The sequence below is a fragment of the Streptomyces sp. NPDC001056 genome (assembly GCF_053598955.1).
The window spans coordinates 99,402-125,618 of record NZ_JBSFLI010000015.1 but is presented as its reverse complement, the minus strand read 5'-3'; the positions used below and the strand labels follow the sequence as shown (position 1 = coordinate 125,618).

18 protein-coding genes and 4 pseudogenes are annotated in these 26,217 nt (G+C 69.3%); 8 read left to right on the top strand and 14 right to left on the bottom strand.

Annotated features, from left to right (window positions below):
* Positions 1–5: 5 nt before the first annotated feature.
* The 5 genes from ACWDD7_RS19590 to ACWDD7_RS19570 are packed head-to-tail and all read right to left on the bottom strand — an operon-like array spanning position 6 to position 5,107.
* Positions 6–500: a LeuD/DmdB family oxidoreductase small subunit gene (locus ACWDD7_RS19590; RefSeq protein ID WP_351875574.1), complete on the bottom strand. Its 495-nt coding sequence runs from the start codon at positions 498–500 to the stop codon at positions 6–8.
* On the bottom strand, positions 500–1,735 hold the full coding sequence (locus ACWDD7_RS19585; protein ID WP_450458236.1) for a 3-isopropylmalate dehydratase large subunit: 1,236 nt from the start codon (positions 1,733–1,735) through the stop codon (positions 500–502). The genes ACWDD7_RS19590 and ACWDD7_RS19585 overlap by 1 nt, the downstream gene beginning before the upstream one ends.
* 8 nt (positions 1,736–1,743) lie before the next feature.
* Positions 1,744–2,874 (bottom strand): homocitrate synthase/isopropylmalate synthase family protein, encoded by a 1,131-nt coding sequence (locus ACWDD7_RS19580; protein WP_351875569.1) that lies wholly within the window; start codon positions 2,872–2,874, stop codon positions 1,744–1,746.
* A gap of 14 nt (positions 2,875–2,888) precedes the next feature.
* Positions 2,889–4,241: an LLM class flavin-dependent oxidoreductase gene (locus ACWDD7_RS19575; RefSeq protein WP_450458235.1), complete on the bottom strand. Its 1,353-nt coding sequence runs from the start codon at positions 4,239–4,241 to the stop codon at positions 2,889–2,891.
* Positions 4,242–4,258: 17 nt separating this feature from the next.
* Positions 4,259–5,107: an isocitrate lyase/phosphoenolpyruvate mutase family protein gene (locus ACWDD7_RS19570; RefSeq protein ID WP_351875564.1), complete on the bottom strand. Its 849-nt coding sequence runs from the start codon at positions 5,105–5,107 to the stop codon at positions 4,259–4,261.
* A gap of 792 nt (positions 5,108–5,899) precedes the next feature.
* Between ACWDD7_RS19570 and ACWDD7_RS19565 the strand changes: the two genes are divergently transcribed.
* Positions 5,900–6,742 carry a helix-turn-helix domain-containing protein gene (locus ACWDD7_RS19565; protein ID WP_450458234.1) on the top strand — a complete coding sequence of 281 codons (843 nt, stop codon included), beginning with the start codon at positions 5,900–5,902 and terminating at the stop codon, positions 6,740–6,742.
* Between the two features lie 128 nt (positions 6,743–6,870).
* Entirely contained in the window at positions 6,871–7,563 is a 693-nt protein-coding gene (locus ACWDD7_RS19560) for an SDR family NAD(P)-dependent oxidoreductase (protein ID WP_450458233.1), read from the top strand.
* A gap of 326 nt (positions 7,564–7,889) precedes the next feature.
* Here ACWDD7_RS19560 and ACWDD7_RS19555 read toward each other — a convergent pair whose 3' ends face one another.
* The gene (locus tag ACWDD7_RS19555; RefSeq protein WP_450458232.1) at positions 7,890–8,366 is read right to left on the bottom strand and encodes a MarR family winged helix-turn-helix transcriptional regulator; all 477 of its coding nucleotides are present in this window, start codon (positions 8,364–8,366) and stop codon (positions 7,890–7,892) included.
* A gap of 100 nt (positions 8,367–8,466) precedes the next feature.
* Here ACWDD7_RS19555 and ACWDD7_RS19550 point away from each other — a divergent pair, with 100 nt between their 5' ends.
* Positions 8,467–9,555 (top strand): epoxide hydrolase family protein, encoded by a 1,089-nt coding sequence (locus ACWDD7_RS19550; protein WP_450458275.1) that lies wholly within the window; start codon positions 8,467–8,469, stop codon positions 9,553–9,555.
* Positions 9,556–9,582: 27 nt separating this feature from the next.
* Here the strand turns inward: ACWDD7_RS19550 and ACWDD7_RS19545 are convergent.
* The 3 genes and pseudogenes from ACWDD7_RS19545 to ACWDD7_RS19535 all read right to left on the bottom strand — a co-directional run.
* Positions 9,583–9,746 (bottom strand): annotated as a pseudogene (locus ACWDD7_RS19545) (transposase); the annotation flags it as partial.
* A 156-nt stretch (positions 9,747–9,902) separates the two neighbouring features.
* Positions 9,903–10,268 (bottom strand): annotated as a pseudogene (locus ACWDD7_RS19540) (transposase); the annotation flags it as partial.
* A gap of 156 nt (positions 10,269–10,424) precedes the next feature.
* Positions 10,425–10,877 (bottom strand): DUF1330 domain-containing protein, encoded by a 453-nt coding sequence (locus ACWDD7_RS19535; RefSeq protein WP_351875551.1) that lies wholly within the window; start codon positions 10,875–10,877, stop codon positions 10,425–10,427.
* A gap of 1,525 nt (positions 10,878–12,402) precedes the next feature.
* Between ACWDD7_RS19535 and ACWDD7_RS19530 the strand changes: the two genes are divergently transcribed.
* Positions 12,403–13,446: an LGFP repeat-containing protein gene (locus ACWDD7_RS19530; RefSeq protein WP_450458231.1), complete on the top strand. Its 1,044-nt coding sequence runs from the start codon at positions 12,403–12,405 to the stop codon at positions 13,444–13,446.
* Between the two features lie 430 nt (positions 13,447–13,876).
* Here ACWDD7_RS19530 and ACWDD7_RS19525 read toward each other — a convergent pair whose 3' ends face one another.
* From ACWDD7_RS19525 to ACWDD7_RS19515, 3 genes and pseudogenes are all read right to left on the bottom strand, one after another.
* The gene (locus ACWDD7_RS19525; RefSeq protein ID WP_450458230.1) at positions 13,877–15,526 is read right to left on the bottom strand and encodes a hypothetical protein; all 1,650 of its coding nucleotides are present in this window, start codon (positions 15,524–15,526) and stop codon (positions 13,877–13,879) included.
* Positions 15,527–16,369: 843 nt separating this feature from the next.
* Positions 16,370–17,137: a citrate/2-methylcitrate synthase gene (locus tag ACWDD7_RS19520; RefSeq protein ID WP_450458274.1), complete on the bottom strand. Its 768-nt coding sequence runs from the start codon at positions 17,135–17,137 to the stop codon at positions 16,370–16,372.
* A gap of 315 nt (positions 17,138–17,452) precedes the next feature.
* Positions 17,453–17,596, bottom strand: a pseudogene (locus tag ACWDD7_RS19515) (helix-turn-helix domain-containing protein); the annotation flags it as partial.
* A gap of 688 nt (positions 17,597–18,284) precedes the next feature.
* Between ACWDD7_RS19515 and ACWDD7_RS19510 the strand changes: the two are divergent.
* From ACWDD7_RS19510 to ACWDD7_RS19500, 3 genes are all read left to right on the top strand, one after another.
* Positions 18,285–19,196 (top strand): RNA polymerase sigma factor, encoded by a 912-nt coding sequence (locus ACWDD7_RS19510; protein ID WP_450458229.1) that lies wholly within the window; start codon positions 18,285–18,287, stop codon positions 19,194–19,196.
* Positions 19,197–19,702: 506 nt separating this feature from the next.
* A complete protein-coding gene (locus tag ACWDD7_RS19505) occupies positions 19,703–22,135 on the top strand; it encodes a SpoIIE family protein phosphatase (protein ID WP_450458228.1) in 2,433 nt (810 codons plus the stop codon).
* Positions 22,136–22,281: 146 nt separating this feature from the next.
* A complete protein-coding gene (locus ACWDD7_RS19500) occupies positions 22,282–23,751 on the top strand; it encodes a M1 family metallopeptidase (RefSeq protein ID WP_450458227.1) in 1,470 nt (489 codons plus the stop codon).
* A 164-nt stretch (positions 23,752–23,915) separates the two neighbouring features.
* Here the strand turns inward: ACWDD7_RS19500 and ACWDD7_RS19495 are convergent.
* Positions 23,916–24,739, bottom strand: a pseudogene (locus tag ACWDD7_RS19495) (zinc-binding dehydrogenase); the annotation flags it as partial.
* 151 nt (positions 24,740–24,890) lie between these two features.
* A complete protein-coding gene (locus ACWDD7_RS19490; protein WP_450458226.1) occupies positions 24,891–25,337 on the bottom strand; it encodes a hypothetical protein in 447 nt (148 codons plus the stop codon).
* Positions 25,338–25,704: 367 nt separating this feature from the next.
* On the opposite strand from ACWDD7_RS19490, the gene ACWDD7_RS19485 reads away from it, so the two are divergent.
* Positions 25,705–26,124, top strand: a complete 420-nt coding sequence (locus ACWDD7_RS19485) for an esterase/lipase family protein (protein ID WP_450458225.1) — start codon at positions 25,705–25,707, stop codon at positions 26,122–26,124.
* The last annotated feature ends 93 nt before the right edge of the window (positions 26,125–26,217 follow it).

Below are 26,217 nucleotides of genomic sequence, written 5' to 3'. Positions count from 1 at the left end.
GTGGCTTACTCTCCGGAAACTCGGGACTTCACACGGGACAGGAGTCCGCCCTGGCTGATCATCTCCAGGAGGAGGGGCGGCGGTTTCGGAAAGGTGGCGAGCGTCGTCCCCTCGCAACGGATCTCCCCACGTCCGAGATCGAGGGATATGGTCATCCCCTCGGTCAGTCGGTCGGTGCCGGTCTCGATGGCCGGCAGGGCCAGGTTCCAGCAGTTACGGAAGAGGATCCGCCCGAAGCGAGGCGCGATCACCAGGCCGATCCCGTTGGCCAGGAGCGTGGAGACGGCCTGTTCCCGGGAGCTGCCGATGCCGAAGACGGAGTCGCCGACGATCGCGTCCCCCGGCTGGAGGGTGTCGACGAACCCGGGGAGGTACGCCTCGAACAGATGCGGTGCGAGCAGCTTCGGATCGGTGTGCATGTGCTTGTACCGGGCGGGGATGATGTCGTCGGTCGAGACCATACCCGCGACTCGGCGTACCCGGTGGGTCGATGTGTGCATCACGGCAGGTCCTCCACGCGGGGAATCGCACCGGACAACGCGGTCGCGGCGGCCACGACAGGCGAGGACAGGTAGATGTCGGCCTCGGGATTGCCCATCCGACCGCGGAAGTTGCGGTTCATGGTGGAAAGCACGTTCTCGCCCCGGGCGGGCAGCGGGCCCTGGGTGCCCACGCAGGCGCCGCAACCGGCCGGGGTGACCACGGCTCCCGCGGTCAGCAGGGTGTCGATGTAGCCGGCGCGCATGGCGTCCCGGTACACGGCGTTCGAGCCCGGGGTCACGACGAACTGGACTCCTGCGGGCACCCGGTGGCCCCGCACGACTGCGGCCGCCTCGGCGATGTCCTCCAGCCGGCTGTTGGTGCAGCTGCCCAGGAAGACGTACGAGATCGGGGTGCCCGCCGCCTCGTCGAGCGGCACGGTCCGGGCCGGGAGGTGCGGGAGCGCGACTGTCGGCTGAAGACCGCTGATGTCGAAGTCGACCCGGGCGAGTCCCGGGGCCGTCCCGGTGGGGACGGTTTCCTGCTCGTCGGGGACGAACACGCACTTCGCACCGAGTTCGACGCCGAGGCTGGCCAGGCTGGCGGACGCGTCACGGGAAAGCGCACGCGCCCACTCGCCGGTGAACTCCACCGACCGGTACAGGAAGGGTTCTTGGCCCTTGTCCCGCAACAGGCTGAGGAGGACGTCCCGCGGCCGGGTGGCCCGGGCCGGTGTGCCGGTGAACCTCACCTCGACGGTCTCGGGGACCCGCAGCCAGGTGGTCCCCGTCACCATCGCGGCGACGATGTCCGAGGCACCCATGCCGAGCCCCAGCGCCCCGAAGGCACCGCCCACACAGGTGTGCGAGTCGGAGCCCAGGACCAGGGCGCCCGGGGAGAACCAGCCGACCTCGGCGGCGAGGACGTGGCTGATTCCCTGTCCGCGTGCGCGTACGTCCACCCCGAGACGTGCCGCGAACCGGTCCGCGTCCTTCATCCGGTCGGCCATGTCGACGTCGGCCACGAGAACGGAGTGGTCGAAGACGAAGCTCACCCGCTCCGGGTCGAAGACCGTCGTGAAGCCGTGCTGTTCGTACAGTTTGGCGACGGTGGGCGCGTTGCCGTCCTGCACGTAGACCCGGTCGGGACGGACGGTGACCAGCCGGCCCGGCGCGACCGGGCCCTCCTCGCCGACCAGGTGGCCGGCGATGATCTGTTCGACCAGCGGGACGCCGTCTATGAGTTTGCTCGTCATCCCGGCCCTCAGTGCTGTGCGGCGCGGGCCTTGCCGGCCATCTCGCGCAGACGGTGCGCCGGGACGGTCCCACCGGTGGCGATGGCCTCGGCCCGCACCTCCCGCAGCAGTTCGTCCAGCACGTCCGCCTCCAGACCGGCGCCTTCCTCGCCGAGAGCGTGGGCGATCACACCACGGCCGGAGTGCTTGCCCACGAGCAGCTTGCGCTCGCCGCCGACCCGGTCCGGGGAAAAGGGCTCGAACGTCGAGGAGTCCCGGAGCATGCCGGTGGTGTGGATGCCCGACTCGTGCGCGAAGACGTTGGGTCCCACGATCGGCTGCCACGGCGAGGAGGGGAAGCCGCAGGCCTGGGAGACCAGGCGGGACAGTGCGGTGAGCCGGCTGGTGTCGATACCGAGGTCGACGTCGTACCACTGGAGCAGGCTCATCACCACCTGGGCGAGGTCGGCCATGCCGGCCCGCTCGCCGATGCCGTTGACCGTCACGTGGAAGTACCGCACCCCGGCCTCGATGGCGGCCAGCGTGTTGGCCACCGCCATCCCGAAGTCGTTGTGGCAGTGCGCCTGGAGGTCGATGTCGCAGACCTCCGTGATGGATCGGACCCGTTCGGCGTACTGGCTGGGCGACAGGATGCCGATCGTGTCGGACAGGCGCAGCCGGTCCGCCCCCGCCTCGGCGACGGCGACGGCGTACTCCTTGAGGAACTCGGGCTCGGTCCGCCCTATGTCCTCCGCGCTGATGCTGACGAAGCAGCCCTGGTCCTTGGCCATCTTGACCATGTCCTGCGCGGTGGACAGCAGCCACGCACGGTCCCTGCGCACCGAGTTCTTCAGGTGGTTGTCGGAGGTGGGCAGACCGATGTGCACGGCCTGGAAGCCCAGGTCGATGCTCTTCTGCACGTCACCGCGCACTCCGCGGTTCCAGCCGATGAGGGTGACCTCGTCGCGCCGTTCGAGCATTTCCTTGAGGGCCTTGACCTCCTCGCCGCCCATCGTGGGGATGCCGGGTTCGATCCAGCGCACGCCGGCGTCGACGAGGGCGTTGAAGATCTTGACCTTCTTCTCCGCCGACAGGGCCACCCCGGGGGTCTGCTCGCCGTCGCGCAGGGTGGTGTCCTCAAGGATCAGGTCATCGCGCATGGTGGTCTTCCTTTTCAGGAGTGGTGAAGTTCTCGGTCGCGTGACTGGTTCTCGGGGCGCCGCAGCCCCAGCTTGTCGCGCAGGGTGCCGGGCCGGTACCGGCGCTTGAAGACTCCCCTGTGCTGGAGCCGGGGAAGAATGTTCTCGGAAAAGTCGACGAGGCTTTCCGGAAGCAGCGGCGGCATGATGTTGAATCCGTCGGCGGCACCGTTCTCGAACCACCGGACGATTTCGTCGGTGACCGTTTCATAGCTGCCGATGAGAGTCATGTGGCCACGGGAGGTGGTCATCCTCTCGTACAGCTGACGTATGTTCAGGCCGTCCTCGTAGGCGAGTTTCTCTATGAGCGCGCGGCGGCTCGTGTTCGCATTGCTCGGCGGCAGCTCCGGCAGCGGTCCTTCGATGTCGCACCCGGACAGGTCGAATCCGCCGACGAGGTCCGAGAGCATGCTCAGACCGAACTCCGGCCGGATGAGCGACTGCAACTCCTCGACCTTCTCCTGGGCCTCCGTCCCGGTCTCGCCCGCGTAGACGGTGAGGCCGGGAAGAATGATGACGCCCGGGTTCAGCCTCGGGTAACGGGACGCACGCCGGTCGAGGTCCTTCGCGAACACGACGGCGGAATCCAGGTCCGACTGGGCCGTGAAGACCATCTCGGCGGTCCGCGCGGCCAGTTCACGGCCGGCCTCGGACGATCCGGCCTGGACGATGACCGGGTGACCCTGTGGCGGCCGCGAGACGTTGAGCTCCGCGTCCAGCGAGAAGACCCGGCCGCGATGACGGAGTCTGTGCCGTTTGGCGGGGTCGTAGAACCGACCGTTCGCCTTGTCGGCGGGGAACGCGTCGTCCTCCCAGGTGTCCCAGAGCCCGCGGACGATGTCGATGAACTCGTCCGCCCGCCGGTAACGCTCGGTGTGCGCGGGGTGGGCCGGCATCCCGAAGTTCGCGGCCGCCGCGAGCTTCGACGTGGTCACCAGGTTCCAGGCGGCGCGCCCCCGCGAGATGATGTCGAGGCTGGCGTACTCGCGGGCGAGGTTGTAAGGCTCCTTGTACGTCGTCGAGGACGTCGCCACCAGGCCTATGTCCCGGCTGACCATGGCCAGCGCACTCATCAGCGTGAGCGGTTCGAAGAAGGTCACCCGTCCGCCGAAGCCGGCTCGGTCGTCGTTGAACACGGCCGGGGCGTCGGAAAGGAACAGCGTGTCGAACAGGTGGCGCTCGGCGAGGCGGGTCACCTCGACGTAATGGTCGAGATTGCGTGTGGCGGTGGTGTCGCTTACGGGATGCCGCCACGAGGCGGCGTGGTGGCCGGTGCCGTACGACACGTAGGCACCCATGACCATTTGTTCCCTGCGCTGTGCGGGCATCTGGTGGGCTCCGTTGGTCAGTTGCGCGGGGCACGCACGATGGGCCTCTTGTCGTCGGGCATCGAGAGGAGCTTGGAGGTCTCGATGCACATCTCCCCGGCTTCCAGGGCCCGGCCGTGGTCGAGGATGCGGTGGCTGACCTCCTCCATCGCCCTGGTCGCCGCGCGCAGCATCTGGTTGGCGTAGATGATCAGGCTGAAGCCCGCCGCGTGCAGTTCTTCCTCGGTCACGGAGGGGTAGGCCGTGGGGATCGCCACCAGGGGGGTGCCCGGGTGCCGCCTGCGGAGTTCGCGGGCCAGGTCGAGCAGGGGTGCCTCGTCCGAGCTGCGGCTGTGCAGCACCAGACCGTCGGCTCCGGCCGCCACATAGGCGCCGGCACGATCCAGGATCTCCTGTCTCGGCAGGCCGGTGATGAGCCCCTCCAGCCGCGCGATGATCATGAAGTCGGTGGAGGACTGCGCGGCCTTCCCGCGGGAGATCTTCTCGCAGAACTCGTCGACCGGGGCCATCGTGTGCAGCCCGTCACCCGGCAGCAGGGAGTTTCGCTTCTCCCCGCTCTTGTCCTCGATCACCACGGCCGAGACGCCACGGCGTTCCATCACCTTGACCGTGTGTTCGAAGTGGAGCGGCTGTCCTCCGGTGTCCCCGTCCATGACCAGGGGCAGCGTGCTCACGGAGAAGATCTGGTCGATCCAGGACAGCCGCATTTCCATGTCGAGCAGTTCGATGTCCGGGAGTCCGCGCAGGGCCGAGTCGGTCAGCGAACTCGACCAGAACCCGTGAAACTCCCTCTTGTCCGGGCCCTTCCCCTGGGCATGTTCCGCGATGACAGCGGCCAGCGGACTGTGCACCTCGACGATGCGCACGGGATTTCCTCGGGCGAAAGAATCCCGAAGCGCCGCCAAACGGGTCTCGTTGCCTATGGTGGAAATACTCACTCTGTCCCCTGTCGACGAATGCTCTTCATCTCTGGCCGGGAGCGAATACTGACAGCGATGGAAGCACGGGGCGCCCGCGAGCATGCGGAAGCGGAACTCCGCACAGCGGGTGGCCCACCGCGCTTTTTCTCCGTCAGAAAGCGCCCCGCCCGGAACCGGCGAGGCAGATAAAGGAAAGGATCACTTCCGCCTCTACGTCAACAGGCGCCCCCGCCGCCGGCCAGGCGAGTGAAAGTTTCCAGCCATCCGTCGGCAGCCTCCGCCTCACGCGAAGTTTGCCTGCCGTCCTTCTGACGCGCGGACACCGTCGACTGATAGTTACCTTAAGAAACCAACGGAAGTTGCGTAGATCACGTTTGACCGCCGAGAGAGGCGCAGCGGTCCGCGACTGACGCTTGGCCCATGCAACCATCGTTCACTCTGCGTGGTGGCGCTGACACTTGGCCGGTTGCAGCCACCAGGCGACCGGCGCGGGAAGGGTCTCCGGCCCACGTCGGCTACCGCACCGGCACCGGCACCGGCACCCGACCGGCGGAGGCCGCGGGCAGCGGAGGCGTTCACATCGGCGGGTCCGCTCCCCTGCTGACTTCCTTCTGGCTTCCCGCAACAGTACCCTCTGCGCTGCGCATGGACGCGATCCTGCGTCCCGGAGAGCGTCGCCAGAAGCTACGGGGCTCCCTGGTACACCGCGTACCATCCGGCTGTGCGACGGGGTGACAGATGATGGTGTGCATGAATCAACTCGGTGACGCGTTGCGGGCGTGGCGGGATCGGCTGGATCCCGCGCAGGTGGGGTGGGCGCACGGGTCAGCCCGTCGGGTTCCTGGTCTGCGGCGTGCGGAGCTCGCCATGCTGGCCGGCATCTCGGTCGAGTATGTGGTCCGGCTTGAGCAGGGGCGGGTGCAGACGCCCTCGGCGCAGGTGTGCTCCGCGCTGGCCCGCGCCCTGCAGCTGTCCGACGACGAGCACGCGCACCTCTTGCGCATGGCCGGCCACGTCGCAGACCCCCGCCGGGTCCCGCGCGTGGTCCCGGCGAACCTGTACCGGATCATGGACCAGCTCGCCGCCAATCCGTTGGCGCTCTACGACGCCACCTGGCAGCTGCTGTACTGGAATCCGCTGTTCGCGGCCACGTTCGGTGAGCTCGCTGTCCGTGAGTCCAAGGAGCGCAACGTCCTGGTGTGGGTGTTCCTGGGTGAGCTGCCGCGGGTGCGGCAGACGGCGTCCGAGCGGGCGGCGTTCGAGGAGTCGCTCATCGCCGACCTGCGCGCGACGACCAGCCGGTACCCCGACGATCCCGAACTGCCCGCGCTGATCGAGAGGCTGAGCCGCAGCCCACGGTTCCGTGAGTTGTGGAGCCGCCGGTCGGTGGGCGGTCACGAGAGTGCGCGCAAGTTCGCCGAACACCCCGAGGTCGGAGACATCGCCCTGGTCTCCGATGTGCTGACCACCCAGGGCGATCTCCGTCTCGTGGTGTACACACCGCAGCCGGGCACCGACGCCCGCGGCAAACTCGATCTGCTCACCGCCGTCGGCGTCCAGAAGATGTCCCTTCAGCGGTGAGGGGCCCGCTCCTGTGGGTGGTACGCGCCGTACCAGGAAGTGCCGTGGCTCCCGGTCAGGCTCCCGGGGGCGCAGCATCGACTCCGTGAACAGCGCACCACGGTGCTGTTCGGAGCGGAGATCCCAGCATGACCACCACGTTCATCACCGGAGCCAACAAGTCCCTCGGTCTGGAGACCGCCCGTCGTCTCATCGAGGCGGGGCACACCGTTGTCGTCGGCGCCCGTGATCCCGAGCGCGGCCGGGCCGCGGCCGCGTCGCTGGGCGCCCGGTTCGTCCAGATCGACGTGACCGACGACGCCTCGGTCGAGGCCGCCGCGGCCGACGTCGCCGCGCACGAAGGGGCCATCGACGTCCTGGTCAACAACGCCGGCGTTCTCGGCCGGGTCGGGCCCGTCGAGGATTACACCGGGGCCGACATGAGCGCCGTACTCGACGTGAACGTCGTCGGCGTCGTGCGCGTCACGCACGCCTTCCTGCCGCTGCTGCGCAAGTCGTCGCACCCTGTCATCGTCAACGTGTCCAGCGGAATGGGCTCCTTCACCATGACCCAGGACCCGGCCCGGGTCGAGTCGCGGTACGCCCTGCCCCTCTACGCCGCGTCGAAGGCAGCGGTCACCATGCTCACGACGCAGTACGCCAGGGAACTCAAGGACGTGAAGGTCAACGCCGCCGACCCCGGCCAGACCGCCACCGACTTCACCGGAGGCATCGGGCACAGTGTCGCCGAGGGCGCCGAATCCATCGTGGCCCTCGCGACGATCGGCCCGGACGGCCCCACCGGACAGTTCGTCGACCGCTGCGGCACCCTCCCCTGGTGACCCTGTCCCAGTCCCGACCGCCGACCCGCCGGCCGAATCGAGGGACATGCGCGGCGGCCCGGAGCGCGGGCGGGCCACTGCTCCCCGCGAGTGCCCGACCTGGGGCGTGATCCAGATCGGGTGATCATGCGGAAGCGTCCGGGCAGCGGCCCAGGGCATCCCGACGAGAGGCTGCCCGGCGGGTGCGGCCTCTGCCCTGCCCTCCTCCCGGCGGACTTGGCGAGGCTGGGCCTTGGCCGGGAAGGATCGCCCCGGGCACGAGCGAGAACCGCCCCGAGGGGCCGTCGGCGGTGGGGACGAGGCTCGGGACGTCGCGGGTAGATGGGCTATTGCGCATCGTGCGGGCGGGGGTGCGGGGGGTGGTGGTGCTCGGTCAGGACGGTGAGCAGGCGGGTGAGTTCGTCCTGCTGGCCGGGCGTGAGGGGGGCGAGGAGTTCACGCTGGGCGTCGGCGATGAGCGTATCGAGGCGCTCCAGGCGGCGGCGGCCGGCAGGAGTGAGGGTGATGACGTTGCGGCGGCGGTCGGCGGGGTCGGGTTCGCGGCGGATGCATTCGGCGTCGGCAAGCTCATTGAGGACGGCGACCATGTCGCTGCGGTAGATACCGGTGCGTCGGCTGAGTTCGGCCTGGCTGGCGGCGCCGGCCTCGGCGAGCGCGACCAGCACGGCGAAGTGCCACTTGCGAGCGCCTTCGGCGGCCAGGCGCTCGCTGACGAGCCGGTCGGCGACGACCGCGGCCCCGGCGAGCAGGCGGCTGGGGATGGCGCGCAGCCGGGCCGGGGTGGGTTCGGGGGTCGGGCTCATGGGGGAATCCTTCACCTCTTGTGTTAGTGCCACTAACAGTCTAGCTTCGTTAGTGCCACGAACGTTTGGGCTTCGAACGAATCTCCCTGGAGTGAAGACCGTGATCAAGCCGTTCCGCATCGACATCCCCCAGGCCGACCTCGACGACCTGGCCGACCGCCTCTCCCGCACTCGTTGGCCCAACGAGGTCGCCGGCGCCGGGTGGGACTACGGCTTCCCGCTGGCGCGGCTGAAGGAGCTTGCCGAGCGTTGGCGCACCGGTTACGACTGGCGTGCGCACGAGGCCAAGCTCAACGAGCTTCCGCACTTCACCACCGAGATCGACGGCCAGAACATCCACTTCGTCCACGTCCGGTCCGCGAAGCCGGACGCGCTCGCGCTGATCCTCACCCACGGCTGGCCCGGTTCGTTCCTGGAGTTCCTCGACGTGATCGAGCCGCTGTCGCGCGACTTCCACCTGGTCATTCCGTCCATCCCGGGTTACGGCTTCTCGGGGCCGACCCACCAGCGCGGCTGGGACATCGTCCATGTCGCGCGGGCCTGGGCCGAGCTGATGCGCCGTCTCGGGTACGAGCGCTACGGCGCGCAGGGCGGCGACTTCGGCTCAGGCATCTCCCTGGCGCTCGGCGCGGTGGCACCCGAGCAGGTCGTCGGGGTCCACGTCAACTACCTGCCGACCCGGCCGGACCCTGATGCCGGCCTCGAACTGTCCGAAGCGGACGAAGCCCGGCTGGACAAGGTCCGGCAGCTCATGGCGAATCGCCCGCCGTACCAGGCCCTGCAGGCCACCACGCCGCAGACCATCGGCTACGCGCTGACCGACTCGCCGGTCGGCCAACTGGCCTGGATCGCCGAGCGCTTCGCACACTGGACCGACCCTCGCTCGCAGATCAGCGACGAGCGGATACTCACCGACATCTCCCTGTACTGGCTGACCGCCACCGCCGCTTCCTCGGCGCGGCTGCACCGCGAGGCGCCGCGGCGGATCGAGCCGTGCCCGGTCCCGGTGGGCGTGGCGGTGTTCGCGCACGACATCACGCAGTCGGTGCGACCGCTGGCCGAGCGGCTGTACGACATCAGGCACTGGTCGGAGTTCGAGCGCGGCGGCCACTTCGCCGCGATGGAAGTGCCCGAGCTGCTCGCCCAGGACGTCCGGGACTTCTTCCTCACCCACATCAAGCACGACTAGCACGTCGCCACCCGCCTACTGATCATTTCAGAATGACCTGCGGAGCCGCCGAAGGCAGATGACGCTGCAAGCGAGTTCGCGTAGTCCCTGGTGGAGGTCGGCTCGTTGCTCGTAGCGACACGGAGTCGCTTGAACTGATGGAGCCAGGCGAAGGTGCGCTCTACGACCCAACGGGCCCGGCGGAGGCCGGAGTCTGGCAGCGGTGGAGCATCGGCTCTCACAAGTCGTCGTAAACAAGCTCAATGGACACCAGCCGGACTCTGTCCAGAAGGACCCTCAACCACCGTCGGCGACGTCACCGGTACGAGCCTCGGTGCGGTGACCGCGTGCCAGGTAGTCCCGGACGATCAACTCGACAGCGTCCTGCGGACTCCTGGTACCAGCCAGCAGCAGACGCTGTAGGCGAGTCGGAGAACTCCGAGGTGGATGTCGGCGCGTGTCTCGTAGCGGGTCCGCAGGCGTTTGAACTGGTGGAGCCAGGCGAAGGTACACTCGACGACCCACCTGGTCCTGCCCAGGCCGGATCCGTGGGCGGTGCCCTTGCGGGCGATCTTCGGCGTGATGTCACGAGCGCGGAAGAGCCGACGGTACTTGTCGTCGTCGTAGTCGTAGCCGCGGTCGGCGAACAGCATTCCTGGACAGCCCCGTTCACGGGCTGAGCCCCAGGCCAGGTCGCGCAGCCGCGCGCCGCGTTGCGACGGGAGGGCGCGGACCCGGTCCGCAAGGACTGACCGTGGAGCCTGTCGTTGGAGGACCGGGTCCTGCTGGTGGCCGCGTACTGGCGGAGAAGCCACCCCCGCAGCAGCTCCCTCCGCTGTCCGGCGTCTTGAGGGAGCACACCAGCTACGGCACATGCCACTGGTGCCAGGTTAGGCCTTGGGGGTTCCCGGGGCGCCTGCCAGTATTCTCTTGCGCATCGCGGCCGCCGCGCCTGTGGCGTCGTAGCCGGGAGGGTTGCCCTCGACCACGATCAGTTCCCCGTCGACATGGCGGCGTCGCAGCTGAATGATCTTCTGGTACTCCGCGGAGTTGTACCAGCCGTGGGCACAGGCCGCGTCCGGGAAGCCCAGGATGACGGCGTAGCCGTCCCACACGCCTTCGAGGGGCTGGACGGCCTTGCCGTGGGAGAGGATGTGGCCTCCGAACGGCGTCATCGTCGGCAGCAGCCGTTCCATGTATTCGGCCAAGTCCTCTTGGGGCTGTGCGGGGAACGTCAGCCGGGCGATGACGTAGGCGTTCAGGTCGCCTCCCACCGCGCCTGGTGAGGCCTCGCGCGGCCGTGCGCCCGGCACGGTACCTGATGTGTTGTCCTGGGTCGTCATGAAGTCAATTTCCATCCATCTCTTATCAGTGCCGCTCATGTTGCGGCAGGGTGCAGGTGCGGCGGGGTCCGAGTCGATCGGTAAGGGGTTCGGCCGGGTGAGTGCCCCGTTCTTCGTCTGTCTCCTCCTCCCAGGGGGCCAGTGCGGCGCCGGCACACAGGTGTGTGCCCTGGCCGAGGCCGAACGTTGCCGGTTCTCGCCGCGGTCCACGTCGAACTGCCCGGGTTGGGGAAGACGCGCTCGTCGTGGTCGGCGGCGGGGATGCCCAGGGCCAGCGCGTGAGCCCACACGGAGTTGACCCTGGCGAACTCCGTGCCCCCGTCGACCATCCGCAGGACGCTGTCTCGTGACACGGGCCCGAATCGCGGCGCGCTTTCGACGAAGTGCCGATGTGTTCGGGGAAGTCGTCCGCCGGCTCCCGCTCCTCTCCCGCGATGAGCCGCTCCATGTGCTCGTCCATCTTCGCCGAGGCAGCCCATGATTCCTCGGGCTCGTCCAGGACGAGGATCTCGCGGCTCGGTACGCAAAGGTCCGTCGAACAGCCCGTCCACGAGGGCTTGGACGCGGAGGCGCCAGCCCTTGATGCGGCGCGCGGTGAATTCCGTGATCACCAGGTGGCGGAGTCTGCCGTGCTCCGGCTCGACCATTCCCCAGGACGTGTTCAGGCCTCGGTCGACGGGCAGTTGGGCGCGGGCGCGACCCATCTCGTCGTCGGAGCTGAGCCGCGGGTCGCGCATGCCGGGGCGGGCGTCGTCGTCACTGGTGACCAGGAAGGTCTCGTCCCCGTCGGGCAGGTCCACCTTGACCGGTGGCTTCTCCCGTAGGTCGGCGTATTCGCGTGGCTCGGCTATCAGGCACTGGCAGGCCATAAGCCAGGCATGAGTCGCCATGATCGCACGTCCTTGGATTGTGTAGCCGGCTCTGTGGCAGTGGACCGTACAGATCCGCCGTGACATGCCGCTGACCAGTGACTGACGCGGTCCTGTGCTGCCGCAGGCCGGTGACTGGCCGAGCCCGTCCAGGAAGCGCTCAAGGCGTTTCTTCGAGGCGGCCACCGATCAGGTGCGCGGTCATCCACCGGCCGGCACCAGCCCGGGATCGGCGAGCCGGTTCCCGGTGACGTCCACGAGCCCCGGCGGGCGGGAGCAGTTGCCGCGCATGCTGTTGCGGGTAGCGGCACTTCTGGGCGCTGCGATCGGTGGGGCGACTGCGACCTCACCGGCGCTGGTCGCCAGCCGTGCCTCGCTTCAGCAGGCTCGTGCCCAGCATCACTTGCGAGTCACCGCAAACGCCTGGAGCACGTGCGGTTCGGCAAGGACCAGGCGGAGCTGACGACCCGTGCGTACGCCGGGCACGTCGCGCTGTACCTGCGCCGGCGCATACGGACGGGCCGCGACTGCCGGGGGCGGCCGAGGAACTGGGGCCGCTCGTCGTCTGGTTGAAGTTCGGCTCGAAGGCGGTCACGGGCATCGACCGTCCAGCTGGCGGTAGGTTCGTGTGCCCGGGGCCGGGGCAGGAAGCAGAGATGCATCCCTCCCTCGGACGTATCGGAACGCTCCTGGCGGCCCCGGTCGTCGCCCTCGGCCTGGTCTTCGCCGGCTTCACCATCGGTGCCACCTCCGCGTCCGCCGAAGTCTTCTGCGGGTCCCACTCCGTGGACGGCGCCATCTGGACCGAGTACACCCAGACTCCCGGCGTCCAGCGGTCGCTGGGCTGCCCCACCACCGACGAACTCGGCACCCCCGACGGCATCGGCCGCTTCCAGGCCTTCGACAACGGCTCGATCTACTGGACCCCCGACACCGGCGCACACGCCGTGTGGGGCGCGATCCGCCAGCACTGGGCCGACCTGGGCTGGGAGCGCGGCTATCTGGGCTACCCCCTCACCGACGAGATCACGAATCCCGACGGCTACGGCGTCCGCCAACAGTTCCAGGGCGGCACCGTCTACTGGAGCCAGTACAGCGGCGCCCACGCCGTCCACGGCCTCACCGGCTGGTGGTGGGGACAGAACGGGTACGAGAGCGGCTTCTACGGCTACCCGACGTCCGACGAGTACAAAGAGGACTACGTCGGAGGCGACGAGGACAACAACACGGGCGTACGGCAGAACTTCCAGTCCGGCCGCTACATCCTGTACAGCGGCGGCCAGTCCAACGCGTTCGAAAGCTGCCACACCGCATGCATCGGCTACGGCGGCATCACCAACACGAAGTGGGTGAAGAAGACCGAGGTCTACATGAACCTGGCGGACCAGAACAAGCGCTCCACGCATGTCACCCCGACCGACGCCGCGTTCGCGAGTACCTCGCGCTCGGACACCGCTTCCAGCGACTCGGCGGACAACTGGAAGCAAGTCTGGTCCAACACGCTCATGTTCCCGCACGCCACGCAGGGCGAGATGCACTCGACCTACGAGCAGCTGTACTGCCATGCGTCGTACTCCTACCCCAACGGCAGCGGCGGCCACCGGGGCGGTCCGACCTGGGACCTGGAAGCCTGGCACTACGACATGGTCCCCTACGACGCGAGCAAAGCGTTCCAGACCGGATGCAACTGGGGAGAGTGACCCCGGCCTGACCCATGTCCCCATGCCCGGGGCCGACCCCGGGCATGGGCCAAGACGGCCGAAGGCCCTGCGGTCAGGGACGTGGGCATGGCCGTGATCGGTCACCTGTCGCTGAGGGGGCGGGTGGACGACGCGTCAAAGATCCCTGACAAGGGGGAACTGACGGGTCCGAATCCTGTGGACCGGAGCAAGTGAGTCTCGAAGATCCATTCGATCAATCACCGAGCGGACCGGTCTGCCCCTGTCCGTGGGGCATCTCCGGCGCGAACCTGCACGACAGCCAGGCCCTCGTCCCGCCGGTACAGGGCATACCGCCGACACGGTCCCGGCGCGGCCGGCGGCGACGCAGGCCCGGCAAACTCCACGGCGACAAGGGCTACGGCTACAACCATCTGCACCATCGTTCGCGAGTCCGGGCCCCGTCCTCGTCTCAGTTCCTGCGGCGCCGCGCGACGACGAACAGGGTGCCGCCCGTGATCAGGGCGACCACGGCCGCCGCGGCCGCGTACCAGGGCAGCGCGCCGGTGCCCGTGTCGGCCATCGAGCCCTGCCCGGTGCGGCCCGAAGCCGCGGTGCCGGAGCCGGCCGAAGCGGAGCCGGAGGTGCCGCCGGAGGCCGAGCCACCGCCGGAGCCAGAGCCGCCGCCGGAGCCGCCCCCGGAGGAGGAGCCGTGGCCCTGGGAGCCGTCGGCGGTCACCGTGATCGCCGCGGTGTTGTCCTTGGCGTTGCTGTCCTGGGTCGACAGCGTCACCTTGATGGAACCGGGGGCGAGGTCGGCCGGCTTGTCGATGCGAAGGTCGAACACGAACGGCGTGAGCTGTCCGGCGTCGAAGTACGAGTCGTTCTCGTCCTGGAAACACGTGTAATGCCTGGCGCCGGGCTCGCCCTGGTGCCAGTCGTCGTCCGAGCGGCAGAGGTTCGGGACCTTCACCGCCGTCGTACCGGGCGGGATCGTCACGTGGGCCTCGGAGGTCGGGCCGTCGCCGGGGCCTTCGCCGCGGTCGTACTGCTCGATGGAGGCGGGCCCGTTGTTCCGCACGCCCAGCTTCGCCTCCACCACCTGGCCGGCCGTGCCGTGGACGGTGGCCCCCAGCGCTTCGAGGTCGAAGGGGTTGTTCGTGTCGACCCAGCCGGTCCCGTAGTTCCGGTCGAACGGCTTGGGGCCGTCGGCCCGGGGAGTGACTTTCAACGCCCGCCCGGTGCCGCGGTGGACATCGGTCAGATTCAGGTGCTGGTAGCCGGATCCGTCGGCCGTGCCGTACACGGCCACGGACCACGATTCGCGCCTCGCGGTGCTGCCGACCTTCACCGAGAAGGCGTCGAGGTCATAGGCGCCGCCCGCGGTGACCGGGGTCTCGACGTAGCAGCGAGCCCCGACGCCGGCGTCTCCCATGCGGCCGTACTCGCAGTTGCTGAACTCCTCGCCGAACGAGAGTCCCTGGCTGGCGCGCATGGCGATGTAGACGCCGTTCAAGGGCCGGGAACTGAAGTTCGTGAAGCCGAGTTCGGGACGCACCGTCTCGCCGGTCTTCGACCAGGTGTCGCTGGGGGTGCTCCGGTCGAGGAGCGGGCCCTTGTCCGGCACCTCCGCCTTGAGCGTCGTCCCGCCGAGCGTTGTGCCGCCGGCTTCGGCGGAGATCCGGACGTCGCTCGTGAAACCGGGTCGCGCTGTCGAGAGGGTCTTGAACCGCAGGGTGAGGCTATCCAGGACGTCGCCTGGCCGAAGCGGTTTGCCGTAGTTCAGCTTCTCGCCGTCGCACGCGTACAGGAGCTGCTGCTTCTCGACGCAGGCGGCAGGGGGCTTCAGGCTCATCTGGCCTTCGACGGCCGTGGCGTCGACCGTCACCGTGAAGTCCGTCAGCTCCTGCGAGCCGGTGTTGCGCGCGTGCAGGTAGGCGGTGGCGTAGTCGTCCTGGTACGGCTGCACCTGCAGCGGGTTGCCGCCCTCGGAGACCGTGAACTCCAGTGTCTGCGCGGTCTCGGCGGCCTGGCCGGGGGTGGGCGCGCCCAGGGTCAGCAGGCCTGCCGCGAGGGCGGTGGCACTGGCCCGCAGAGTGTTGCGGGGCAGAGGTCTCGACACGGGTGCTCCTTCGGCGGATGTGCGTTGAGGCGGACCGGTAGTCCGATCGCCCACTCAGATCACCAACGGCGGGCAAAGGTTGTACGAACTCGATGCGTCTCGCGGTCTGCCTCCGGTCCTTCCTCCGCCTCAAGCAAGGCACCGCGAAAGCGGAGCAAGCGAATCGGTGTCAGGGCAACCGCCGTAGCTGAGGCGACATCTTGGTGAACGACGGCCACCGCGAAGCGCGTCCTGGCACGCGACCCGGACCATCAGCGAGCGTTGACCGCAGGCCAGGACATGGCTCGCGAAGGAGAGAGGCCACGCCGGCACTCCACCCGAGGGCCTCGGGTGGAGTGCTTCGGTTCTGCGGCTGCGGTAGGGCTGCCGCGAGCGGCATGTCACTGCCTCTTCAGGCCGTCCTCCGCCATCCATATGTCCCGCAGGTGCGAGAGGACGAGGTCCTCGTTGGCGAGGTCCGGGCGCGGCGGGGCCACCGCGCCCGGCGTGCCTCCGGACACGGCGTCGTGAGCACGTTGGTCCGTACCTCCACCTGAGCGTTCGCCCGAGCGGTGATCGCAGGCGGCGCCGGAAAGAAGCGAGACGTCCGACGGTGTCGGGGGGCGGCGCAGGGCGGTGCCGGAAGGCAGGAGTGTCGCACCGCGGCGCCGCACGGCGGTGGCGCGGCACCGTGCTGCGGGACCCTTCGGAGGGGGTGGAGGGGGTGCGGTGCGGGATGGTGACCCACGGCGCTGGGGCTGCCGGGTGCCGCAAGGACAGGGGGGTGGAGCCGTGCGCGGGGTGCTGCGGTCGCCCCGGGGCGCCGCCGGCCACAGGTGGCGGCGCCCCCGGGCAGGCAACAGATCAGCCGTTGCTGCCACGCAGGACCGGCCCCGTATACACGAACTGCATACGGAAGTTGGTGTTCTGACCCAACTGCTCCAGCAGATGAGCCACCCACCCCGACATCCGCGCTATCGAGAACAAGGCCTCCCCCGCCCCCGGACTCATCCCCGCGACGAAACACAACGCACTCACCGCGAAATCAAGGTTCACCGGAACCAGCCCGGCCTCACGAATGTCCGCGAGCGCCTCACGCAACGCCGCCATCCGCAACGCACCGTCCGACGGCAGATCAGCATCAGGAGCCCACTCCGCAGACATCCGCTCCAACAGGATCGCCGCCCGCGGATCCCGCTGACGGAACGCCAGATGCCCGATCCCCGGCACCGGCCGATCCGAAGCCACCAACTTCGCCACCCGCGCACACCCCGGACTCTCGTAATAACAACGCAGCAACTCCTCCACCCGATACGCCGCCGCCCCCGGCGCCGAACCCCGCATCGCACACAACCCCGCCAGCACAGCAGCCTTCATGTCCCCACCCACCGACGCCACGATCCGACTGCACACCGTCGGCGCCGCCAACCCGTTCTCCGCCGCCAGATTCAACGCCACATCCACCAACGACACCAAAGCCGGCGGCATCACCCCCCGCCCCGACACCGGCAACAGACCCCGCGCCAACGCACCCGCCACACCCCCCGAATCCACCGCAAGCAAACCCGTCGCACAGTAAACCGCGAAAGCAATCAGCCGCTCCGCCTCCCCCGTGCACTCCTCCTCGATCACACTGCGACACCCCGTCCCCGACAACGCCGCCAACCCACACACGATCCGGTCCAGCGGCAACACAGAACACCCCCGCCCCGCATCCGCGACCCCCCGCCACCCCTCCGGAAACACCCACGGACGCGGCACCGCACCCAACGCCTCCACACTCGCCCCCCACAACAGATGCGACACGTTCTCGAACCCCATCCCCCCACACAACAACAACACGTCATACCCCCGGTAGAACAACCGGTCATTACGGATCAACGCGATACCCGACTCCAGAACCGCCCGCGACCCCTCCCGCTCCCGCGTCTTACGCCCCCGCGCCGCAAGACGCTCGATGTCATCCCGCCGGAACCTGCTCCCCCGCGCACCATCACTCGCCCTACGCAACAACCCCCTGCTCGTATACGCGTAGATCGTCTCCCGCTTCACCCCCAACCGCCTCGCCGCCTGCTCCGTCGTCAGCCACATCCCGTCATCCATCCCCGACTCCCCCACACTCACGACTCGGTCCCCCTCACGACCAAAACGAATGAGCCCACACATCCAAGTCGCACAACCCACCCGGAACGTTGACACGAAGGTGTAAGTTTTCGGCCGGATCCGCCACCCAGGCAACAACCCACCAACACACACCCACAGCACAACAACGCCCACACGCAAACCGGCCACAGGCCACACCCGCACGTGCGCCCCACGCCCCACCACACAACACGACATCAGAACACCCACCACCCGCCAATAACCAACAACCAGCCCACCGACCAGGCACAACGACCACTTCCACGCAGCACCCGACACAGCCCGGGAGCCAAAACCACCACACACCGACCCGAACACATCCAGCCTCGATCCACCTCCACCCCCCAACCGCCCAACACACCGTCAAGAACCCACCAACCCAACCCCGGAAGGAGGGAATCCAGACACCCGCTACCAACCTGACAACGCAACGGATTGACAGCAAAAGGCCGAAACGTCGCACCAACCACCCACCACACCCCAACACCCAACCCACACACCCCACGTACCGAAATGCAGGAATCCCGTAGGCCCGGAACTCGACAACCACGGAGCTGGAAACGGGGAGGGAGGAACGGAGTCGGGGCGCAGGCTGGGGGTATGACGCGGCCATGCAACAGGGGGATGTCAACACCGCATGACCAGCACCGCACACACACCGCCCGCAAGCACCGCGCACGGACCACTGGCACACGCGGACTACGGGGAGCACGCGGACAACGGGACCAGTGACGACGGCACGCACGCGCCACGGCCGCGCACAGCACCCGCCGCTCCGGCAGCACAACGCCAAGACGAGCCGGCAGCCGCACACACGGACCACAGCAGCGCCGACAACACCGGGGCGCGCCCGTACCACACACCCCAAGTCCCGTCGGCACAGCAGGAAAAGGCGCCACTTTCAGGCGCGGGCGACACGGACGACGACAGCACCAGGGAACGCAAGCCGGACACGACCCCGGTCGTCCCGACAACCCGGCCGGACCACACACCACCCGGGCCCGCGGACAACACCAGCCCCGCGCCCCCGGAACGCCACCGGGACCAGGACGAAACCGACCGGGAGACAACACTCACCCGGCTCTTCAAAACCCACTACCACCCCCTCCTCCGCCTCGCCTCACACCTCGGCGCCGACGACCCCGAAAACATCGTTGCCGAGGCCTACTACCAGCTCTACGAGCGCTGGCAACACCTCCGCCACAAACAGGCGGCCCCCGCCTACCTCCGCACCACCATCCACAACCTCACCCGCACACACCACCGCCACCGCTACGCCACGCAGTACCACACCCAGCTCACCACCACGCCGACCGAAACGGTCTTATCGGCTGAAACCACCGCTCTCCAGCGTCACGACCACCACACTCTCCACCAAGCCCTCCAGCAACTCCCCACCCGCCAGAAACAGGCCCTCATCCTCCGCCACTGGCATGGCCTCAAACAGACCGAAATCGCCACGCTCCTCGACGTCACCGTCGGTACCGTCAAAACCCACACCCACCGCGCCCTCGCCACCCTCACGCACACCCTCGCAGCCCACCAATGACCGACGGACCACCGACAGGACCGCAGGCCCTGGCCCCTCCGCGACGCTCGCGACGAAGGTATGGACCTCGGCGGCGAGCGTGCGCGCGCGTGTCCTCGCCTGCCGCGTGCGGGGTCCGTACCCGGTCCGGTCCCGGCGACCGGGCGAAGGGTTTCCGCGTGGAGCCGGAGGATCCGGTAGTCGCGCTCCGGAGCGGGAACGGCACCGTCGGTGCCCGCACCGCGATCCGCCGTCGGCGCGGTGCGACTGCCCCGTGACGTACCGGCGGGCGCGGCTCGTGAGGGAGCCGGGCCGGCGGCGTAAGAGTCCGTCGGCTGGTCCGGCTTCGCGGCGGCCGGAGGTCTCCGGCCGCCGCCGACGCGGGGGTGCGCCCTCGATCGTCGGGCCGCCCGTCGCGACGGCCGCGTTTCGGGGTGGTCAGCCGCGCGGGCGGCTCGCTCATCTGCCACCCTGAAAGGGAGTGGCGAGCGGGCGACGCCGACCTCCTACGGGACAGGAGGGTAGCCATGACGACTGCGGACACGGGCGGTGTCGTACCGGAGACACCGCGGGCCCGGATACTCGTGGACGCCGATGAGACGATCACCGAGTGGAGCCCGGAGGCCGAGAGGCTCCTCGGCCACCGGCCCGAGGAGATGGTGGGCCGGCCGCTGTCGTCGCTCCTCCTCCCGCCGGAACCGACCGAGGGGGCGGCTGTCCCGCACGCTCCGCCGGTCTGTGGCGGCTGCCGGGTGCGCCTGCGCGACCGGTCCGGACTGCCGGTGGAGGCCGAATGGTGGATGTGTCCCCGCCTGGCCGCCGAGGGCCCGGTGACATGGACCGTCTTCCTCGCCCGCACGGACGGCGCGGACACCTGCGACTTCGACCGGGCGGTCCTCGGTGCGCTGCTGACCGAGTCACCGGTCGGACTGCACGTCCTCGACACCGACCTGCGCTTGGTGCGATTCAATGTCGCCTCGCCCGGCATGCGCGGCGTTCCCGCCGAGGGCGTCGTCGGGAAACCGGCCCGCGAGGTCGCGCCGACCGTGGCGACCGACGCCGCCGAGCACCTGATGCGGAGCGTCCTGAGCACGGGCGAGCCGGTCATCGACTTCATCCAGCCGGGGTATCCGCCCGCCGACCCGCAGGGCGAACACATGTACTCCCTGTCGGCCTTCCGGCTGTGCAACCCCGCGGGAGAACCCATCGGGGTGGCCACCCTGGCCATCGACATCACGGAGCGCTGCCGGTACCGGGCCCGTCTCGAACTCCTCAACGACGCCAGCATGCGCATCGGTACGACCCTCGACCTCGCACGCACCGCGGAGGAACTGGCCGAGACCGCGGTGGGCCGCGTGGCCGACGCCATCAGCGTGGACGTGCTCGACTCCGTCCACCAGGGCGACGCCCCCGAGCCCGGTCCGGTCTCCTCCGAGGTGACCTTCCGGCGCACCGCGTTCCGCGCGACCAGCGCCGCCGGAATCCAGCCCGCCTACGCCATCGGCGAGAAGGCCTCGTACGGCTTCCCGACACCGCTCACCCAGTGCCTGGCCGATCTGCGGCCCCGGCTGATCCGGAAGGTCGAGGGCGGCGAATGGCTGGCGCACGATCCGCACCGCGCCGACCACATCCGCGCCGGGCGGGTGCACTCGATGATGGTCGTGCCGCTGGCCGCCCGCGGGGTCGTGCTCGGCGTGGCGAGCTTCTACCGGTCCGTGACCTCCACGCCCTTCGACGACGACGATCTGACCATCGCCGGCGAACTCGCCGCGCACACCGCCCTCGGCCTGGACAACGCCCGCCGCTACAAACGCGAGCGCACCGCCGCCCTCGTCCTCCAGAACAGCCTGCTGCCGGGCCGTCTCCCCGCCCAGAACGCCGTCGAGGTGGCGTTCAGCTATCTGCCGGGGCACGCCGGTGGCCCGTGGTACGACGTCATCCCGCTGTCCGGCGCACGGACCGCACTGGTGGTCGGCGACGTGGCGGGGCACGGCATGCGCGCCGTGGCCACCATGGGCCGGCTGCGCGCCGCGACCCACAGCCTGGCAGCCCTGGACCTGGCCCCCGACGAGGTGCTGGCACACCTGGGCGACCTGGTGCTGGAACTCGCCGAGGAGAACCGCCCGGCCACCGCCGACGACCTCTTGGACGCCCAACCCACCACGGCCACCTGTGCGTACGTGGTCTACGATCCGGTGAGCCGGCACCTGGTCGTGGCCCGCGCCGGGCATCCCGCGCCGCTGCTCGCCCTCCCGGACGGGCATGTGGCGCCGGCCGACGCACCCTGCGGACCGCCACTGGGCGGCGACGGCCTGTCCTTCGAGGCATGGGAGACGGATCTGCCGGAAGGGAGCCTGATCGCCCTCTACACCGAGGGGCTCGTCCGCGGGTCGCCGGAGGAGGGCGCGGGTGTCGCGCGCCTGCGCCGCGTCCTGGCCCAGCAGCACGCGTGCCTGCGGGAGGCGTGCGACGCGGTGGTCTACGCGCAGATGTCCGGACGGACCGAGGAGAACGTCGTGCTCATCCTCGCCCGGACCCGCGCCCTGCACGACGACCAGGTGGCCTCCTGGACCTTCCCCGGCGATCCGGCGATCGTGGCCACCGCCCGCACCCTGGCCGAGCGGCAGCTCGCCAGCTGGGGGCTGTCCGAGCTCGTCTTCACGACGGAGATGATCGTCAGCGAGTTGGTCACCAACGCCATCCGGTACGCGCCGGGCACCATCCAGGTACGGCTGATCCGGGACCACGCACTGATCTGCGAGGTCACCGACGGCAGCAGCGCCGCGCCGCACGTGCGCCACCCGCGGACCACCGACGAAGGCGGTCGCGGGCTGCTGCTGGTGGCCCAGCTCACCGATCGCTGGGGCACCCGGCGCACCTGCCACGGCAAGACCATCTGGGCCGAGCAGACGCTGCCCGCACCCGCGGCCGACGCCCTGTCCGTCGTTCCGGACAACTGATCACCGGCCCGCGCTCCGCTCCCGGCGGGGGGACGGTCCGGCCCGCGCTCACACCGATCGCTGATCTTTTTACCGATCTTGAGGCAACCATTGGACGATGCGGGGTTTCTGACGTCTCGCGTGCCGCGATCGATGGGAGACATGAGATGAAACCTCGTACGGCGACGGACCACCGGCCTCGGTCGACGGCCTCGGGCACTCGGTCCGGCTGGGCTTCGGCGGCGGCGCTGTGCCTGGTCATGTCGACGGCCTGCGCCGGTCCCGCAACGGGAGACGGCACCGCCGCCGACGCGAGGCCCGGCGCGGCCGGAGTGGGCGACCGGCTGTTCCCGGCACTCGGCAATGGCGGCTACGACGTGACGCATTACGGGCTGACGCTGGATTACGTGCCGGAAACCAACCACCTGAAGGGCACGGCCGTCATCACGGCGCGGGCCACCCAGGACCTGAGCCGCTTCGACCTCGACCTGTCGGGCCTGCGGGTACGCGCCGCCACGGTGCACGGTGCGAAAGCCCACGTCGCTCGCTCGGGCGACGAGTTGGTCGTGACACCTGCGAGGACGGTGAGGAACGACGAGGTCTTCACGACGATCGTCACCTACGACTGCACCCCGCGAACGATCGAGGGGGACGACGGGGGTCTCGAAGGCTGGATCGAGACCGATGACGGCTCGACCGCCCTGGGAGAGCCGACCGGCTCCATGACCTGGTTCCCGGGCAACCATCACCCCTCGGACAAGGCCACGTACGACATACGGGTCACTGTGCCCAAGGACGAGGAAGGCGACTTCTACGACGTGGTGAGCAATGGCGAGCTGATCGCGGAGGAGGACAAGGGCGCAACGGTGACACGGCACTGGCGCACCGAGGAGCCCATGGCCGGCTACCTCGCCCACGTCTCCGTCGGCCACTTCGAGATCCACAAGGGCTGGGCACACGGCCACCTGCCCGTCTACGTCGCCATCGACCCGGACGAGTCCGAAGACGCCGGCGCCGTCGCGAGGCTGGTGCCCGAGATCATCGACTGGGCGGACGAGCGCTTCGGCCCCTACCCCTTCTCCTCGACCGGTGCCGTCGTCGACCATCTGCCCGGACTCGACTACGCGTTGGAAACCCAGACCAAGCCCTACTTCGCGGAAGCTCCGGACGAGGCACTGCTCGTGCACGAGCTGGCGCACCAGTGGTTCGGCAACTCCGTGACCCCGCGCGGCTGGAAGGACATGTGGCTCAGCGAGGGGATGGCCACCTACGCGGAGTGGCTCTGGGAGGAGGATCAGGGCGGTCGGAGCACCGACGAGATCTTCGAGGACTTCTACGACGGGACGGACGCCGAGGCCGAGGGCATCTGGGCCTTCCCGCCCGCCGATCCGCCCGGCGGGGGGCGGGTGTCCGACCCGCCCGTCTACGGACGCGGCGCCATGGTCATGCACAAGGTGCGCGAGGCCGTGGGCGACGAAGCCTTCTCCGGCATCCTCCGCACCTGGACGCGACAGCACCGGCACGGCAACGCCGACACCCGGCAGTTCGTCGCCCTGTGCGAGAGCAGGTCCGGGAAGGACCTGACCGAGCTGTTCGGCACCTGGCTCTTCAACAAGAAGAAGCCCGCTCGGATGTGAGGAGAACGATCCGATGGGAGAACGGGGGCGACGACGTCAGCACCCGCGTCCGGGCGTCGGTCGGTGGCCGGGGCGGCGGCGTACTCCTCGTCGGTGACGGGGGCCGGCCAGTGCACGACATCGTGCTCGGAGTCGGCCTCGTTGACGGCCAGGTGGACCATCAGCCGGTCAGGGGCCGCGCCGTGCAGGGCGACGTGGGGGAAGAAGAGCTCCTGGCCGACGACGGCGACGCCGTGGGGGACGCCGACGAAGCCGACGCTTCCGCCGGGCCGGGCCGAATGCAGGGCCTGCTGCATCGCCCGGGCGGTGCCGACACACTCCAGGACGCTGTCCGCGCCGATGCCGCCGGTCATCTCCTTGATCCGTGCGACGCCGCCCTCGCCACGCTCGGTGACGACGTCGGTGGCGCCGAATCCGCGGGCGAGCTTCTGACGGGACCCGTGGCGCGACATGGCGGTGATCCGTTCCACGCCCATCTCCCGGGCCGCGATCACCGCGCACAGACCGGCCGCTCCGTCGCCGACGACCACGGCGGTGGAGCCGGCCTCCACCTCGGCGGCGTCCGCGGCCCACCAGCCGGTTCCCATGACGTCGAAGACGGCCGGCAGCCCCGGCCGGAATTCCTCGCCCGGGATCTCCTCGGCGGCGGCCAGGGTGCCCTGGGCGTTGGGGATGCGGACGTACTCGGCCTGGCAGGTACTCATGAACTCGCGGTTCAGGCAGCCGGGCTGGAAGCCGTTGCGGCAGTTCGCGCAGGTGTTGTCCGAGTCGCGAACGAGCCGACGACGAACTGGCCCGGCTTGACCGAGGTGACCTCGGACCCGACTTCTTCGACGAAGCAGACGTGCTCGTGCCCCATGGGGTGGGCCCTCTCGGTCGGCTCCGCGCCGCGACACGGCCACAGGTCCGAGCCGCACACGCAGGTCACGGCCGTCCGGATGACCGCGTCGGTCGGCTTGAGGATCTTCGCGTCGTCCACGGCCACCAGCCTGTCGCCGCATAAGGACCAAGCGCCTCCGACAACGGCCGGTGTCCGTTCTCATCCGGGCTCGCTGACCAGAGGTCCGCACCGCCGCTTGGAGCGACCCGCGAAGAGCGCTCCGCCGGGGCATCGGCCGACCTTCCTCAGACCGACCAGGCTATTGCGGTCGCGGCGTCCAGTTCTCCGGAACGAGTGGTGCGGGCATCAGGTACGCGGCGAAGGCGATCTGAGCCAGGATCTGGAACACCAGCGGCTCGGGCCAGCTCGCACCCGCGAGAGGCAGCGCGAAAAGGATCATCGGGAAGGCCAGCGCCGTCCGGAACGTGGTGACGTCCATCTGCGTGTGAGCCACGCCCGCGAGGAGAGCGAGGAGCAGCGTCGGTGTGCCGACGAAAGCCAGCATGCCGAAGCCGAACCGCATGACGTCGGTGAACGAGTCCTCCGAGGACAGGAGGAGGGCGATGACCATCCATGTCACGGCGTACAGGACCAAATAGGTCAGGAACAGTCGCCCGATCCGCTCCAGCACCCGGCGCACGCCGGGGACGGGCGAGGTTTTCGTGTCCCGCGTCAGCATCCCGAAACGCACTTCCCGTCCGTCCACGCCTTGTTGATCTTCCTACCCCGGAAGGGGGCCGAGTCCATGCCGGCCGGCAGTTCGTCATCCGTCAGCCGCTCCCCTCCCCACGCCGTCAGGCCGTAGCTCATGCCCGAAGACTCCCACACCGCAGGGCGCGAGGCCCGCCCGGCCCTCAGTCGACAAGGAAGTCCCCGACCATTCACGCGCATCCCACTGTGTGGGTCACCCACATGCCGCGGCATCTGCCCGTCCGCCTAGCGTGTGCGCACCCGGTGCCTGAACGAGCACCGAACGAACACGCCAGGGGCACATGAGCAGGAAAGGCCGGGACATGGCTGGCACGCGGAGTCCGGGGCGGCGATGGTGACCGCGCGTCGCCCAAGTCATCGCGGTGGTGGGGGCGGGCGGCTGCGGCTGCGGCGCCCTGGCCCGCCCGTCCCCCGAGTTGATGGGGCGCCTCTCCGAGCGTGGCCACCGCGTCTTCGCCGTCGGCTTCTCCCACAAGCAGGGCAACAGCATCATGCAGGCGCAGATCATGGGCGACGCGATCGACGTCATCAAGGCGAAGCCCGGCGTCGACAAGGTCGACCTGATCGGCTGGAGCAAGGGCCAGGTGTCGACCCGCGCGTACCTGTCGTCCCTCAAGCCGAGTCGGGGACGGGTGTGCGCCGGAGACGTCCGGAAGCTGATCGCCCTCGGTGGTCCGAACGCCGGCCACGACTGCCCCTACGCCCACGGCTGGGCCCACGACTTCTCCCTCTGGTCCGAGTGCGGAGGCAAGGGCAACGCCTCTCCCCGCGCTCCCACATGAGCTGCCACGGCCTGTACACGGCACACCCCGAGTTCTCGATGGCCCCGGCCGGCGGTCAGGACCGGTGCGGGACGTATTACGGCGGCCAGTGCT

Coding starts and splice junctions, on each gene's coding strand:
- ACWDD7_RS19585 (WP_450458236.1), bottom strand. CDS start 1,735: ATGACGAGCAAACTCATAGACGGCGTCCCGCTGGTCGAACAGATCATC.
- ACWDD7_RS19560 (WP_450458233.1), top strand. CDS start 6,871: ATGACCACCACGTTCATCACCGGAGCCAACAAGTCCCTCGGTCTGGAG.
- ACWDD7_RS19535 (WP_351875551.1), bottom strand. CDS start 10,877: ATGACGACCCAGGACAACACATCAGGTACCGTGCCGGGCGCACGGCCG.
- ACWDD7_RS19510 (WP_450458229.1), top strand. CDS start 18,285: ATGACCAGCACCGCACACACACCGCCCGCAAGCACCGCGCACGGACCA.
- ACWDD7_RS19530 (WP_450458231.1), top strand. CDS start 12,403: ATGCATCCCTCCCTCGGACGTATCGGAACGCTCCTGGCGGCCCCGGTC.
- ACWDD7_RS19590 (WP_351875574.1), bottom strand. CDS start 500: ATGCACACATCGACCCACCGGGTACGCCGAGTCGCGGGTATGGTCTCG.
- ACWDD7_RS19580 (WP_351875569.1), bottom strand. CDS start 2,874: ATGCGCGATGACCTGATCCTTGAGGACACCACCCTGCGCGACGGCGAG.
- ACWDD7_RS19505 (WP_450458228.1), top strand. CDS start 19,703: ATGACGACTGCGGACACGGGCGGTGTCGTACCGGAGACACCGCGGGCC.
- ACWDD7_RS19555 (WP_450458232.1), bottom strand. CDS start 8,366: ATGAGCCCGACCCCCGAACCCACCCCGGCCCGGCTGCGCGCCATCCCC.
- ACWDD7_RS19575 (WP_450458235.1), bottom strand. CDS start 4,241: ATGCCCGCACAGCGCAGGGAACAAATGGTCATGGGTGCCTACGTGTCG.
- ACWDD7_RS19500 (WP_450458227.1), top strand. CDS start 22,282: ATGAAACCTCGTACGGCGACGGACCACCGGCCTCGGTCGACGGCCTCG.
- ACWDD7_RS19565 (WP_450458234.1), top strand. CDS start 5,900: ATGATGGTGTGCATGAATCAACTCGGTGACGCGTTGCGGGCGTGGCGG.